This is a genomic window from Variovorax sp. PDC80 (assembly GCF_900115375.1).
Lineage (GTDB): Bacteria > Pseudomonadota > Gammaproteobacteria > Burkholderiales > Burkholderiaceae_C > Variovorax.
On sequence record NZ_FOWG01000005.1, the window covers coordinates 283,409 to 298,353 of the forward strand.

11 protein-coding genes are annotated in these 14,945 nt (G+C 69.8%); 4 read left to right on the forward strand and 7 right to left on the reverse strand.

Going from position 1 to position 14,945, the window contains the following annotated elements:
• Nucleotides 1–21 precede the first annotated feature (21 nt).
• Nucleotides 22–1,143 (reverse strand): AraC family transcriptional regulator, encoded by a 1,122-nt coding sequence (locus BM109_RS17060; RefSeq protein WP_177239367.1) that lies wholly within the window; start codon nt 1,141–1,143, stop codon nt 22–24.
• Nucleotides 1,144–1,295: 152 nt separating this feature from the next.
• Between BM109_RS17060 and BM109_RS17065 the strand changes: the two genes are divergently transcribed.
• A complete protein-coding gene (locus BM109_RS17065; RefSeq protein WP_093344603.1) occupies nt 1,296–3,494 on the forward strand; it encodes a DUF6351 family protein in 2,199 nt (732 codons plus the stop codon).
• Nucleotides 3,495–3,540: 46 nt separating this feature from the next.
• On the opposite strand, the gene BM109_RS17070 is transcribed toward BM109_RS17065, so the two are convergent.
• Nucleotides 3,541–4,035, reverse strand: coding sequence for a GAF domain-containing protein (locus tag BM109_RS17070; protein ID WP_093344606.1), 495 nt, complete (start codon nt 4,033–4,035; stop codon nt 3,541–3,543).
• Between the two features lie 69 nt (nt 4,036–4,104).
• Complete coding sequence (locus tag BM109_RS17075; RefSeq protein ID WP_256222614.1) at nt 4,105–4,812, reverse strand: Crp/Fnr family transcriptional regulator; 708 nt, start codon at nt 4,810–4,812, stop codon at nt 4,105–4,107.
• A gap of 139 nt (nt 4,813–4,951) precedes the next feature.
• Between BM109_RS17075 and BM109_RS17080 the strand changes: the two genes are divergently transcribed.
• The 3 genes from BM109_RS17080 (at nt 4,952) to BM109_RS17090 (ending at nt 8,326) form a co-directional block, all read left to right on the forward strand.
• The gene (locus tag BM109_RS17080; protein WP_143129184.1) at nt 4,952–7,198 is read left to right on the forward strand and encodes a DUF6351 family protein; all 2,247 of its coding nucleotides are present in this window, start codon (nt 4,952–4,954) and stop codon (nt 7,196–7,198) included.
• Nucleotides 7,199–7,500: 302 nt separating this feature from the next.
• A complete protein-coding gene (locus BM109_RS17085) occupies nt 7,501–7,722 on the forward strand; it encodes a hypothetical protein (protein WP_093344614.1) in 222 nt (73 codons plus the stop codon).
• Nucleotides 7,723–7,747: 25 nt separating this feature from the next.
• The gene (locus tag BM109_RS17090) at nt 7,748–8,326 is read left to right on the forward strand and encodes a 2'-5' RNA ligase family protein (RefSeq protein WP_256222615.1); all 579 of its coding nucleotides are present in this window, start codon (nt 7,748–7,750) and stop codon (nt 8,324–8,326) included.
• A 31-nt stretch (nt 8,327–8,357) separates the two neighbouring features.
• Here BM109_RS17090 and BM109_RS17095 read toward each other — a convergent pair whose 3' ends face one another.
• The 4 genes from BM109_RS17095 to imuA form a co-directional block, all read right to left on the reverse strand.
• On the reverse strand, nt 8,358–9,314 hold the full coding sequence (locus BM109_RS17095; RefSeq protein WP_093344616.1) for a hypothetical protein: 957 nt from the start codon (nt 9,312–9,314) through the stop codon (nt 8,358–8,360).
• A 104-nt stretch (nt 9,315–9,418) separates the two neighbouring features.
• Nucleotides 9,419–12,763 (reverse strand): error-prone DNA polymerase, encoded by a 3,345-nt coding sequence (locus tag BM109_RS17100; protein WP_093344619.1) that lies wholly within the window; start codon nt 12,761–12,763, stop codon nt 9,419–9,421.
• Nucleotides 12,756–14,138, reverse strand: a complete 1,383-nt coding sequence (locus BM109_RS17105; RefSeq protein ID WP_093344621.1) for a Y-family DNA polymerase — start codon at nt 14,136–14,138, stop codon at nt 12,756–12,758. The genes BM109_RS17100 and BM109_RS17105 overlap by 8 nt, the downstream gene beginning before the upstream one ends.
• Complete coding sequence (imuA, locus tag BM109_RS17110) at nt 14,107–14,922, reverse strand: translesion DNA synthesis-associated protein ImuA (protein WP_093344624.1); 816 nt, start codon at nt 14,920–14,922, stop codon at nt 14,107–14,109. The genes BM109_RS17105 and imuA overlap by 32 nt, the downstream gene beginning before the upstream one ends.
• Nucleotides 14,923–14,945: the final 23 nt, after the last annotated feature.

Here is a 14,945-nt window from a genome sequence, read left to right on the forward strand (position 1 = left end):
CGCGAAGAGGACGCGGCGCGCTCAGGCCGCCGCGCCCTCGCGGTACGCGAGCGCGGTCTTCGCGGGCCTCGCCTCGCGCGCGAAGCTGCGCTCCATCGCTTCGCCCCCTTCGCGGTAGTCGCCCGGCGTGCCGCCGGTCCAGCGCCGGAACGCGCGATGGAAGGCGGCCACGCTCGAGAAACCGAGGTCCGAGGCGATCGAGATCAGCGGCTCGGAGCCGCGCGTGAGCCGCTCGATGGCGACGTCGCGGCGCAGCGCGTCCTTGATGTCCTGGAAGGTCGCGCCTTCGGCCTGCAGATGCCGCACGAGGGTGCGCGCCGACAGGCCGAAGGCACCCGCCACATGGGCGATGTCGCAGTCCTCGCCCAGCCGTGCCTGCAGCCAGCCGCGCACGCGGTGCGCGGCGCTGTCGGCGCTCGGCGGCACGAACAGCCAGTCGAGCGGCGCGCGATGCAGCAGGTCGCGCAGCTCGAGGCCGGAGCGGCGGCGCACCGGCCGGTCGAGGTACTTCGGGTCGAAGACCATGGCCGTGACGGGCTGCCCGAAGCGCGCGGGGCCGGGGAACATGAAGAGGTAGTCGGCGGCATCGTCGGGCCGCGCGAAGCCGAAGTCGATGCGCTCGAGTTCGATGCGCGCGCCGATGATCCACGAGCACAGGCCGTGCACCAGCTTCATGTGCAGCTCCTGCACCAGGCGCGCGCTGCGGGCTTGGCGCGGATAGGCATCGATGCGGATCACGGCCTCCTGCTCGTCGCGATGCAGGGTGAACACCGAGCCGTCGTCGAGCACGCGGTTGAACTGCATCCATCGCTTGATGGCGACCTGCAAGGTGGGCGCATCGAGAATCAGGATGCTCAGCACCTTGAGCGTGCCGCAGCGCAGCGGCCGCGCATAGAGCCCGGGCATCTCGTCGTCCATGTGCAGCGCCACGCTGCGGAACAGCTCGGCGAACTGCTCCTCGGTGACGCGGCCATGCCGCTGTGCGAGCAGCGTGGGCGAGATCGTGGCCAGGTGCAGCATGCCGTGCAGGGTCGGCGCATCGATCGGCAGTCCCGCGAGGAAATCCCTGACGTAGGAGATCGGCAAGGTGGGCCGGCCCGCGAAGGCCGTTGAAGCGGATCCCGCGGCGGAAGGCATGGGCATGGCGTGAGACATGGCGTGATTGGCAAATGAAGTTGGCGCGATCGGAGAACACGGGACCGCATGCGCTGCATAGAGTGAAGCCGACGCCGTGCGGCGAGGGCTCGATCAGGCCGTGCGCGTCGACATCATCCGTCCCACGAAAGAAGAACACCATGAGACAAACGCTCGGTTCGACGCGAACCGCGCCGCCGCTTGCGCGGCCGGCACGCATCCTTTCCCTCGGTATCGCCTGCGCGGCGCTGCTGGCCGCCTGCGGCGGCGATGGCGGCGGCGGCGGGGGCTTCATCCCCGTCGTGCCGGCCTCGCCGCCGCCCTCGGCGCCGGCGGCGCTCGACCAGGCCTCGATCACGGTGCTGTCGTCCAAGCCGCAGTTCGTGAGCGGCGGCGATGCGCTGGTCGAGGTGAAGGCGCCCGCGGGCGCGACGGCCTCGGGACTGGAGCTCACGCTGAACGGCAAGCCGGTGACGGCCCAGTTCGCGCGCGATGCGAACGGCAACCTGCGCGGCATGATCAAGGGCCTGGCCACGGGCGCCAATACGCTGGCGGTGAAGGCGAGCGCCGAGGGCCGCGCGTCCTCGAATGCCGAACTGGTGCTCACCAACTATCCCGACACCGGCCCGATCCTCGCGGGCGCGCTGCTCACGCCCTACGAATGCCGCACCGTCGAATCGAACATGGGCACGCCGCTCGATGCGAACTGCTCGGCGACGCGGCGCTTCGACTACTTCTACCGCACGCCGGCCGGCAGCTTCAAGCCGCTGGCCGATCCGCTCGCGCGCCCGTCCGACCTGGCGCAGACCACGACCATCGAGGGCAAGACGGTGCCCTACATCGTGCGCGTGGACTCGGGCACGGTGGGCCGCACGATCTACCGCATCGCGCTGCTCGACGATCCCACGGCCGAGACCGCGGTACCCACCGGCTACAAGCCCGCCGCGGGCTGGAACGGCCGGCTGGTGGTGAGCTTCGGCGGCGGCGCGGGCACGCAGTACAACCAGGGCGTGAACCAGGCCACCGATGCGCTGAGCGACCTGCACCTGTCGCGCGGCTTCGCCTACATGATCTCGACCGAACTCGTGAACGGCCAGCGCGGCAACGCGGTGCTGCAGGGCGAGACGCTGATGATGCTGAAGGAGCGCTTCATCGAGACCTACGGCGTGCCGCGCTGGACCGCGGGCTCGGGCGGTTCGGGCGGCGCGATCCAGCAACTGGTCATCACGCAGATCTACCCGGGCCTGCTCGACGGCCTGCAGCCCTCGCTGACCTTCCCCGACGGCAGCCTGCACGTGGCCGACTGCCGGCTGCTGGAGAACGTCTACAAGGCCGACACCGCGACCTGGACCAATGCGAAGCGCACGGCCGTCGACGGCTTCACCAACGGCACCTGCCGCGCCTGGGACCTGAGCTTCGTCAACACCATCGTCGCGACCAACGCGGCCGGCTGCGCGCTCAAGGACGTCTCGAAGGTCTACGACCCGATCAACAACCCGACCGGCGCGCGCTGCACCACCTCCGACATGCGCACCAACATCATGGGCCGCGACCCGATCACCGGCTTCGCGCGCAGCCCGCTCGACAACGTCGGCGTGCAGTACGGGCTCGAGGCTTTCAACAAGGGGGCGATCAGCGCCGAGGAGTTCGTGACGCTCAACGAGAAGGTCGGCGGCTACGACAAGGACGGCAAGCCAGTGCCGCAGCGCACCGTGGGCGATGCGCTCGCGCTCGAGCGCGCCTATGCGAGCGGCCTGGTCAACTCGGGCGGCGGCGGCCTGGCCTTCGTGCCGATCCTGCATTCGCGCACCTACAACGATGCCTCGGGCGACATCCATTCGCACGAGCGCGACCTGGTGGTGCGCGCGCGGCTGCAGCGCGCCAACGGCCGCATCGACAACCAGGTGATCTGGGTCGGCCCGCGCACCGGCTATCCGCTGGCCGCGCTGTCGCTCGACGTGATGACGCAGTGGCTCGACGGCATCGCCGCCGACCCGGCGCCGCTGACCACCGACAAGGTGGTGGCGCACAAGCCCCGGGCCGCGGTGGACGCCTGCTTCGACGGCAGCGGCACCAAGTACGAGGAATCGCCGGCCTATGGCGCCACCGGCACCTGCGCCACGATGTACCCGCTGCATGGCGAGCCGCGCCAGCAGGCCGGCGCGCCGCTGACGAACGACATCAACAAGTGCCAGCTGAAGCCGGTGCTGGCGTCGGACTACGCCCAGACCCTCACGCCCACGCAGCTCGCCCGGCTGCGGACCGTGTTCTCCAGCGGCGTGTGCGACTGGACCAAGCCGGGTGTCGGGCAGGTGCCGCTAAAGGGCACCTTCCAGAGCTACGCGGTCGCGCCGGGCTGATCGGGCCGCGGCAACGAGGCGGCGTCGATCGGGTCCGCGGGCCCGGTCAGCCGCCCTCGCCCTGCGCCGCCGCGCGCAGCACGGGGTCCGACAGCAGGCGCCCGGCCTGCTGCAGCCGCTCGAACTGCGCCTCGCTGAGACTCTGGCGCACCAGGTCGAAGTGGCACAGCGTGCCGGCCAGCCGGCCGTCGCCATGGGTCAGCGGCACGCCGTGGTAGGCGATCACCATGCCCTGGTAGGGGCTGCCGTCGAGCAGCCGCTCCTCGCGCGAATCCTCGGTGCACAGAAGGCCGTCGCGCAGCACGAACTGGCAGAAGCTGCTGCCCAGCGGCACCACGGCGAGCTGTTCGGGGCGCGCCTCGCCGAGCTTGTCGACCATGTAGAGGTTGCGCAGCAGGTCGCCGTCGAGCACGAAGACGGCGGTGTAGCGGTGCGGCACCTCGGCGTTGAGGCAGCGCAGCGCCTCCTGCACGCCGCGCTGGCGAAGCACTTCGCCCAGGTCCTGGTACGGGGCGGCCGCGGCGTCTGTCGTGAGATTCATCGACGAAATGTAGCAAAAAGAATTCATTTCCAGCCACCGACCGAGGGGTCGGGCGGCGCCGGAAGCGCGTCAGGCGCGGCGTGCGGAGGCCGCGTCCTCGGCCAGCGCGGGGCCGTCGTAGGACACGCGGTAGTTGCCCAGGCCCGTGAGGTCGAGCACGGTGAGCCCGCGCTTCTCGAGCCGGATCAGCCCCAGCGCCTGCAGCCGCTGCAGCGCGACGTTCACGCGCTGGCGCGAGACGTTGGCGAGCAGGCCGATCTCGGTCTGCCCCACCTGCAGGTGGCGCGGCGCATCGGGATAGAGCTCGGGATTGAACAGGCTCGCGAGGCAGTTGGCCACGCGCGCGTCGGTGTCGAGCAGGCGCTCGTGCGCGAGCGCGCCGATGAACAGGCTCAGCCGCGCGTTGAGCAGCTCCTGCAGGTAGTGGTTGAAGGGCACGCTGGTCTCGCGCAGCCAGTCGAAGGTGCGGCGCGGCATCAGCGCCACGCGCGTGGGCCGCAGCGCGAACACGTCGTAGCGGCGCGCCTCGTGCTTGAACAGCGAGCCCTCGCCGAACCACACACCCGCCGACACGCCCGTGAGCGTCGACACGCGGCCGTCCTCGGAGGCCACCGACATCTTCGCGAAGCCGTCGATCAGCGCCATCCAGTGCTCGACCACCTGGCCCGCGCCCGCGATGCAGGCACCGCGCGCGTACTGGCGCTCCTGCATGCCGCCCAGCACGCGCTCGAGATCGGAAGAAGAAAGACCGGCCGCCCACCGGGAGCGCCGCACCATGCCCTCGAGGCACGCCGCGGCCTGCGGGGAATCAGGGATTACCTGTAGCAATTCACGCCTCATCTGTCGTCGCAACGACCGTGGTGCCGCGTGCCGCTCCTTAATCTTTGTGGAGATCGACACCAACACAGGAGACATCATGTTCGCCATCCCCCACGCACCGCGCAAGCGGGTTTCTCCGTGGCCGGCCCTTCGCGCCGGCTCCGTCGCGGCACTGGCCATTGCCGCGGCCGCGCTGCTCGCCAGCTGCGGCGGCAGCTCGGACAGCGGCGCGGTGTTCCTGCCGGTCGCGCCGCCACCGCCCGCGCCGCCGCCCGCCCCGGCCGCCTTCGACGTGCGCACGCTGTCGTCCAGGCCCGAGATGGTGAGCGGCGGCGACACGCTGCTCGAGGTGCGCGCGCCCGAGGGCGTGGCGACCGACAAGGTGCGCGTGAGCCTCAACGGCAAGGACGTGAGCGCGCAGCTGAGCACGCGCGATGCCGCCACGCGCACGCTGCGCGGCCTGGTCACGGGCCTCGCCGAAGACCCGGCCTCGGCCACCGGCAAGGAGAACCTGATCGTCGTGACCAACGCCGACAAGCCCGAGCAGCGCACCGAGCTCAAGCTGGTCAACTACCCGATCACCGGCCCGATCCTCTCGGGCCCGCACATCACGCCCTACGAATGCCGCACGGTGCAGAACGGCCTGGGCGTGGCGCTCGACGCCAACTGCTCGGCCACCACGCAGGTGGTCTGGTACTACCGCAGCAAGACCGGCAGCTTCAAGCCGCTGGCCGACCCGACCGGCACGCGCCCGGCCGACCTGGCCGACACCACCACCAACGACGGCGTCACCGTGCCCTACATCGTGCGCGTGGAGTCGGGCACCATCAACCGCGGCGTGTACCGCCTCGCGGTGCTCGACAACCCGGCGAAGGACGCGCCCGCCACCTGGAAGCCCGGCAAGGGCTGGAACAGGAAGCTGGTGCCCTACTTCGACTGCTGCGGCTCGGCCCAATACAACCAGGGCGTGCACCCGATCGAGTCGATCCTCGACCCGATCGCCGACATCTACCTGTCGCGCGGCTTCGCCTTCGTCAACTCGACCGAGCTGTGGAACAACCAGCACGCGAACCCGCACCTGCAGGGCGAGACGCTGATGATGATCAAGGAGCACGTGATCGAGGAATTCGGCGAGGTGCCGAAGTGGACCGCGGGCATCGGCGGCTCGGGCGGCGCGATCCAGCAGTACCTGATCGCGCAGCTCTACCCGGGGCTGCTCGACGGCATCCAGCCGATCGTCTCGTTCCCCGAGACGCTGATGCCCGAGGTGATGGAGTGCCGGCTGCTCAACAACGTCTACGGACTCGACATGGCGACCTGGACGCCGGCCAAGCAGGTCGCGGTCAATGGCTTCAACCAGGGCACCTGCGGGGCCTGGGACGCGTCTTTCGCAAGCATCATCAAGTCCGACAACGCGGTGGGCTGCGGCTTCCTCGAGCCCGGCAATGCGGCCAACGTGTTCAACCGCGCGACCAACCCGAACGGCGTGCGCTGCGACCTGTTCCAGACCAACCTCAACCTGCTGGGCAAGCGCCCCGGCACGCAGGAAGCGCGTCGCCCGATCGACAACGTCGGCGTGCAGTACGGCCTGGCCGCGCTCAACAAGGGCACGATCTCGGTGAAGGAGTTCCTCGACCTCAACGAGAAGGTCGGCGGCTACGACCGCGACGGCAACGTGCAGGCGGCACGCTCGCAGGCCGATGCCGGCGCGCTCGAGGCGACCTATTCGGGCGGCTTCAAGAACAGCTTCTCGGGCCCGGGCCTCGCGAACATCCCGATCATCACGCAGCGCGGCAATGCCGATGCGACCGGCGACATCCACGACACGCTGCAGGACCTGATCATCCGCGCGCGGCTGCAGCGCGCCAACGGCCGCAGCGACAACCAGATCATCTGGACGCTGGGTTCGTCGACCTCGATCCTCAGCTACGTGGGCGATTCCATCGACCTGATGAACAAGTGGCTCGACAACATGGCGGCCGACAGCGCCGCGGCCTCGACCGACAAGGTGGTGCGCAACAAGCCCGCGGGCGCCAACGACGCCTGCTGGGACAAGAGCAACAAGCGCATCGACGAGGTCGCGTCGCAAGACCCGGCCGCGAAGTGCAACGTGGTCTATCCGCGCTTCAGCACGCCGCGCATCGTGGCCGGTTCGCCGCTCGTGAACGACGTGCTCAAGTGCCAGCTCAAGCCGGTCGCGATGGCCGACTACACGGCGACCTTCAGCGGTGCCGAGGAGACGCGGCTCAAGACCATCTTCCCGGCCGGCGTGTGCGACTGGAGCAAGCCGGGCGCGGGGCAGCAGCCGCTGAAGGGAAGCTACCTGCGCCTGCCGCTGGGCTGACAAGATGTGAATAAACCTGCTGCGCGCCCCGATCTCGCACCTGCGGTCCTCACCGTACAAGGTACGGCTCCGGTCCTCGGCGCGACCTCGGGGCGCTCGCTACGGTTTCTTCACACCTTGTGAGGGTTTCACGATGGGGATTTCGGGGCTCTTCGGAGCCCCTTTTTCGTGGCGCGGCGCGGGGCGTTCGCGCGATAGGAATTCCCCATCCGCGACGGCTTCGGGCAAGGAGTTTTAACTGTACGTCCATACAGCATTTCTCTAGAATGCCTCGTCTCCAAGAACAACTTCGAGGCGACCGCATGACCACCGCCAATCCGCCCGCAGCCGCTGCGCGCATCCTCTTCTTTTCACGCCCCACGCAGACGCAACCCGCCCCGCGGCTGCGTGCCACGGGACGCCTCTCGACCTGGCCGTTCCGCGTGCTGCGGCACAACGAACAGGGCGATCCGCACGACATCAAGGCGCAGGCTGCGCGGGTGTTACGGACGACGGCGCAGCAGTGGTGGCCGAAGGTGGACTGAATCACTCATCGTTCGAAAGTGCCAGATGACATTCGACATGACCCAGGATCACGCAACGAGCGACAACCGACTGCTGGTCGGACTGTTTCCGAACGGAGCCGTGTCAACGGCCATCGAATTGCACCGCAGGCAATGGTGGTGGCCGAAGGGCTGCCACTTTCCGCCGCTGAGCCGATTGCATCTCACGCTGGGCTATCTCGATGAGCACGAAGAGCGCTGCGAGGAACGACTGCTCGAGGCACTGTCGCAAGTGCGGATGAAGGCATTCGGTCTGATGCTCGATCAGTCCGGCACATGGTCCAACGGTGTCTCCGTGATTCAGCCTGCTCCGCACGGACAGTTGTTCGAATTGCGAGAAAGAATCTGGTCGGCTCTCCAACATGCGGACCTGATGGATCTCGCCAAGACCTCGGGATGGAAACCCCACATCACGATCGCCCGCGCTTCCGAACGCGCCGCCTGCCCTACGATGTCGCCCATCCCTTGGGCCGTGAGCGAAATCCGCGTCGTCCGCTCGCACTTCACGACACCGTTTCGTCACGAGCACCTGGCATCGATCTCCGCACGCCACGGGCTGCGCCGTCTGACTGCTTCACTTCACTGAACCGGCAACCATCGCGCCGGCTCGGCAGGCCTCACACCAGCAAGTCCTGCACGTCCTCATCGAACCCCGCCATCGGCTGCGCCTTCGCGAGCGCGAGCCACACCGCGAACGGAATCCGCTCGAAGCTGCGATGCACCGCGGCACGCGCGACCACGAGGCGTTCGCCCTCGAGCACCATCACGCCGCATTCGGCCGGCACCTCCTCGGGCGTGGCGATGCAGCGGCCGCGCGCGTCGTTGCCCAGCACGTACCAGCACTCGCCGCCGAGGTCGAGGTAGGCCGCGCGCTTGTCGGGCTTGCGCAGGTCGCCCAGCAGGTCGGCGCGGCTCACCTTCACCTCGTGCACGATCGGATGCGCATAGGCCTCGACGCTGGTGTTGCGGATCGAGAAGACATCGGGCCTGGCCATGCACCAGCGCGCCTTGCCGCCCTCTTCCGCCGGCGGCAGCTTCGCGCGCAGGCTCAGGCCGCGCCAGGCGATGCGGCCGCCGCGCGTCATCTCGCGCGCCACGCGTTCGACCAGCGCCTCGTGCGGCGACAGCGCCGCGCGGTTGATCGTGAGCGTAGTGGCGATGCGCGCGAGGCCGGCATCGGTCACGCGCAGGGTCTCGTGGCCCTGCGCCGACCGCACGCGTTCGAGGAAGCCGCCCGCGAGCAGCTCGACCTCGATCGCGTCGCAGCAGGGCCAGCCGGCCGAGCGGTACATCTCGCGCAGGCGCCGCGCATGCAGCTTGCCGAAGGGCACGCCGCCCGACGCCGATGCGATGGCCAGCGAGGCCGCGAGCGACACCGCGGTCTGCATCGGTGGTTCCTCCACCGGCGGCGGAAAACCGGGGTCGGTGACCGGCGGCATCGCGGGCGGCGGGTCGCCCTCGGGCAACGGCCCCGGCGGCATGACGGGCGGTGGCGGCACCACGGGCACGTCGGGCGCGGGTGGCGGCGGGCCGATGGGCATATCGACGATGGGATCGAGTGCGAGTGCGGACATGGTGAGGAACAGGTTAGCGAAATCCGATGGATGAGGCGAGGACTCGAACGAACGGTTGCGATCGGTTGCAGAGACGGACAGAACGCGCGGATGCCGCCGTCGCGTCAGTGGAAATCCCGGCTGCTGTTGCTCTGCGCGAGCCGGCCCATCAGCGGCGTCAGGTCCTTGAAGCCGGTGGCGATCAGGTGCTGCACCTTGCCGCCGCTGTCGTCGTCGCGCTGCCAGGTGCCCTGCACCGCGAGCAGGTGCGATTTCAGCAGCGGCTCGCGCCAGGCCTCGATCACGTGGTTCCAGACGATCACGTTGACGTTGCCGGTCTCGTCCTCGAGCGTGACGAAGATGGTGCCGTTGGCGGTCTGCGGCCGCTGCCGGCCCTTGACGATGCCGCAGGCGCGCACCACGTGGCCGCTGGGCATGCCGCGCAGCTGCTCGGCGCTCAGCAGGTTCATGCGCGCCAGCCGCGGGCGCAGCAGCGCGAGCGGATGGCGCCGCAGCGTGAGGCGCATCGACGCATAGTCGCCGACGATCTCCTCGCCCTCGGGCGCCGCGGGCAGCGCCAGCGCCTCCTCGTGGATCGGCACGCCCTTGAGCAGCCCCGGCGCGCGCCGCTGCGCCGTCGCATCCCACATCTGCTGGCGCCGATGGCCCGACAGCGAGATCAGCGCATCGGCCGCGGCCAGCGCCGCCATGTCCTTGCCGTCGAGCTCGGCGCGCAGCGCAAGGTCTTCGGTGCTGGTGAAAGGCGACTGCGCGCGGGCCTCGAGCAGGCGCTTCGCGCCGCCCTTGCTGAGGCTCGCGATGCGGTTCAGGCCCAGGCGCACCGCGGGCTGGTCGTCATGGCCCAGGCGCTCGGCATAGCGTGCGTCGGTGCCCGGCGGCACGCGTGGTGCATCGGCCGCGCGCGGCTCGAGCGTGGTGTCGATCTCGCTGCAGGTCACGTCGACCGGCCGCACCTCCACGCCATGCCGGCGCGCGTCCTGCACCAGCTGCGAGGGGCTGTAGAAGCCCATCGGCTGCGAGTCGAGCAAGGCGGCGAGGAAGCAGGCGGGCTCGTGGCACTTGAGCCAGCTGCTGACCGTGACCAGCAGCGCGAAGCTGGCGGCGTGGCTTTCGGGGAAGCCGTAGTCGCCGAAGCCGAGGATCTGCTTGAAGATGGCTTCGGCGAACTCGGCCTTGTATCCGTTTCCAGTCATGCCCTGCACGAGCTTGTCATGGAAGCCCTCGAGTCCCCCTTTGCGCTTCCACGCGGCCATGGCACGGCGCAACTGGTCGGCTTCGTCGGCGGAGAAGTCGGCCGCGATCATCGCGATCTGCATCACCTGTTCCTGGAAGATCGGGATGCCCAGCGTGCGCTCCAGCGCGGGCCGCAGTTCGTCCTTCTCGTAGACGATGGGCAGCCCCTTGGCGATTCGTTCGCGCTGCTTCAGGTAGGGATGCACCATGCCGCCCTGGATCGGTCCGGGCCGCACGATCGCGACCTCGATCACCAGGTCTTCGTAAGTGCGCGGCTTCAGGCGCGGCAGCATCGACATCTGCGCGCGGCTCTCGATCTGGAACACGCCCACGGTGTCGGCGTCGCAGATCATGTTGAAGACGTCCGGGTCGTCGTTCGGGACCTGATGCATCTGCGTGGAACAGCCCCGCCAGCGGTTCATGTGGTCGAGTCCCCGCCTGATCGCACTGAGCATGCCGAGCGCCAGCACATCGACCTTGAGCATGCCGATGGCCTCGAGGTCGTCCTTCTCCCACTGGATCACCGAGCGGTCCTTCATCGAGGCCTTCTCGACCGGCACCAGCCGCGTGAGCTTGGTGTGCGTCAACACGAAGCCGCCGACATGCTGGCTCAGGTGGCGCGGAAAGCCCCGCAGGCGCTGCGTCATCTCGATCCACTGCACCAGCTTGAGTTCGTCTTCCTCCACGCCCACGCGCGCGGCGGCGGCACGCAACTGCTCGCCGAGCACGGTGTCGTCGAACCAGTAGTGGTCCTTCGCGAATTCGTCGACCAAGCGCTCGTCGATGCCCAGGGCCTTGCCCACGTCGCGCAATGCGCTGCGCGCGCGATAGCAGATGACGACCGCGGCAATGGCGGCGCGGTCGCGGCCGTACTTGGCGTAGATGTACTGGATGACCTCTTCGCGCCGCTGGTGCTCGAAGTCGACGTCGATGTCGGGCGGCTCATGACGATGCCGGCTCAGAAAGCGCTCGAACAGCAGATGGCCCTTGTGGGGATCGATCGCGGTGATGCCGAGGCAGTAGCAGACGGCCGAGTTGGCGGAGGAACCTCGGCCCTGGCAAAGGATGGCCTGCGAGCGCGCGAAGCGCACGATGTCCTCCACCGTGAGAAAGAACATCTCGTACTCGAGCTCGAGAATCAGCGCCAGCTCCTTCTCGACCTGTTCGCACACCTTGTCGGGCACGCCGTCGGGATAGCGGACCTTCGCGCCCTCCCAGGTCTTGCGCACCAGCGTCTGCGCGGGCGATTCGTCGTGGCCGAGGGTCTCGAGCGGGTACTTGTAGTTCTCGCGGATCACCTTCGGATCGAAGCTGCAGCATGCGGCCACCTCCAGCGTGTTCGCGAGCATCTCGCGCGTGTAGAGCTCGGCCAGCCGCACGCGCTGGCGCAGATGGCGCTCGGCATTCGACTGCAGCGCGAAGCCGCATTCGGCCACCGTCTTGCCTTCGCTCACGGCGGTGAGCACGTCCTGCAGCGGCTTTCGCGCGCGCGCATGCATGTGCACGTCGCCGGCCGCCACCCGACGCACGCCAGCGCGCTCGCCGGCCTCGGTCAGCGCCACGAACCAGAGGTCGTCGTCGATCTCGTTGAGCATCTCGACGGCCAGCCAGAGGTTGTCGCCATAGAGGGCCTGCGCCGCCTTCAGGTCGCCGTGCAGCGCCTCGGCGTCGAGCATGGCGCCGGGCACGCGCTGCGGCACGAACAGCACCTGGCAGTGCTGCAGCGAGGCCACGTCGCTGCCGTCCCAGGTCACGCGGTAGTCGCCCTTGGGCAGCTCGGTGTTGCGCGCGGCGGTGATGAATTCGCAGAGGTTGCCCCAGCCCTCGGTGTCGTTCGCGATCACCACCAGCTTGAAGCGCTCGAAGCGGAACTCGCTGCCGAACAGCAGCCGGAACTCGGGATGGCGCGGGATCGGAGGCTCCTCGGGATGCTCGCGCTCGTACTCGTCGAGCTGCCCCGGCAGGTCGCGCAACGCCACGTGCGCGCGCACGATGCCGGCCACCGAGCATTCGTCGGTGATGGCGAGCGCCGCGTAGCCGAGGTGGTAGGCGCGCTGCACCAGCTCCTCGGGCGTGGAAGCGCCGCGCTGGAAGCTGAAGTGCGTGAGGCAATGCAGCTCGGCATAGCCCGGCAGGCTCGGTACGCCGACCGCTTCGCGCCGCGGCAGGGGCTGCACCGGGGCCGGCTTGCGCTGCTTGGCGCTCGAATCAGGCATACAGCCCCTGCAGGAACCAGCGCACCTCGCCCGAAGCGAAGCAGGCCGCGGAGCGCTCCCTGAAGATCCACACCAGGCCGGCCTCGGGACTCTCTGCGATGTAGTAGTCGCGCACCGCCGGCTGGCCGCCCTCGTCCACGCCGCCCCACCATCCGGTCTCGACCCGCTGCGGCCCGATCAGCTTGCTCAACGGACCCTTGTAGCAAGGCCGCTCGCCGTCCATCTCGAGGCGCAGCGGCTCGGGCAGCAGCCAGGCGGGATAGAGGGCATCGGGCTGCTGGGCCGGTGCCGCGGCGGCATCGCGTGCCCGTGCCTTGGGTGCCGTGGACTTGATGCCGCTGCGGCCCAGCGCCGGCCGCCAGACCTGCGTGTGTTCGGGTTGGTGATCCGCCCGCGCCCGCGGCACCAGCACCTGCATCGCCCCCAGCCGCACGCTCAGCCGCTCGACCATCTCGTGCAACTTGTCCCCCTTGCGGTTGTCCTCCGGCAGAAAACTGGTGCTCGCCCCGGCCCACGGATCGGTCTCGAGCGAGCGCAGCTTGAGCCAGCTCGCGGGCGCGGCGAGCGTGGCGAGAGCAAGCTTCTCGGACAGCAGGCGGCGCAGGTGCGCGAGGTCCTGCGTGGGCTCGGCGGTGCGCACCGCGATCTGCTGGGTCGGCGGCAGGTTCACGCCGTTGAAGCGCTTGAGGTCGAGCGTCCATTCCAGTTCGAGCGCGCGCGCGCCGCGCTGGCGCGCACGCAGCCAGATCTGCAGCGCCGACAGCAGCCGGTTGGCCGACCACATGAGTTCGGGCGCGGTCTCGGCCAGCGCGGGCAGCTCGAGCTTCTGCTCGAACACGTCGGGCAGCGTGAGCCAGGCATGGCTTTCGGGGCGCAGGCCCCAGGCGATGTCGAGCGCGGCGCGCAGCTCGGCGCCGAAGCGCCGCGAGAGCCCGCCGCGCGGCAGCGCCGCCACCTCGCCCCAGCTGCGGCAACCCAGCCGCGCGAGCGCATCGAGGTGCTCGCGCGCGGCGCTCAGGGTGTCGAGCGGCAGGCCGGCGGGAATCTCGGGCGGCCGCTTCTCCTCGCGCACGAACAGCCGCAGCCGCGCCAGCGCCTCGAGGCTGGTGGCGCCCTGCGCGCCGCGCAGCACGGCGGCGGCAGGCACGGGATTCTCGTTGAGCAACTGACGCATCAGCGAGGAACGCCCGCCCCACAGGCGCTCGCAGGCCGAGACCTCGAGCATCAGCGCCTCGTCGAGCCAGCACACGTGCGGCGTGTAGCGCAGCGCCCACCAGCCCAGCGCCTCGGGCGTGGGCATGGCATCGGCGGCGGCCGTGGCGGCACCGGCCTCGGCCTGCGCATCAAGCGACCACTGCAAGGCGATCCAGTGCATTGGCGCCTCCTGCCTTCCATGCGTCGATGCGCACCACGTTGGCGGCCGGCGGTGCTTCCACCGCCTCCACCGCCACGGCGCCCTGCTGCTGCGCGCGCAGCTTGCGCCGCAGCCGCGCGGCCGCGAGCAGCGCCGCCATGCGCTCGCCGCGCGCCGGCAGCATCACCGGCGCGGCCAGCGGCGGGCCGCGGCGCTTGAGGATGTGCAGCTCGATCTGCGCCGGGTCGGCCTCGCAGCGCGCGATGCGCAGCCGCAGCCGCGCGGGCGAGGCCGACTGCGCCACGGCCTCGGGCCGACAGACGAACAGCAGCGCCTCGTGCTGCGCGGCCGCGAGCTGCAGCCGCCGCAGCTCGCCCACGCGCGCCTGCGGCAGCCAGGCCAGCACCGCGCCCACCTCGGCGCAGCGCAGCGCCTGCTCGCAGGCCCACAGCCGCGCGGCCGCGGCCTCGCTGCGCACCCACATCAGCGCCTCGGGCCGCAGGCCATGGGCCGCGAGCGAGGCGCCGAAGGGTTCGCGCGGCGGACCGATCAGCACCACGGGGCCGCCGCGCGCCGCCACCGACTGCACCAGCGCCGGTAAAAGCAGCCGCCAGACATGGTCCTCGGGCGCGGCCTGCAGCAACTCGCTCATGGCGCCGACCGGCCAGCCGCCCCCGGGCAGCTGCGCGTCGAGCGCGGCATGGCCGGTGCCGATGACCTGCGCGTCGGCGCTGCCGAGCTCGTCGGCATGCCAGACGCCGCGGCCGGCGGCGGGAGAGAGGGAGGCGAGGGAAGGAAAGCCCATGATGAAACTGTTAACTGTATTTT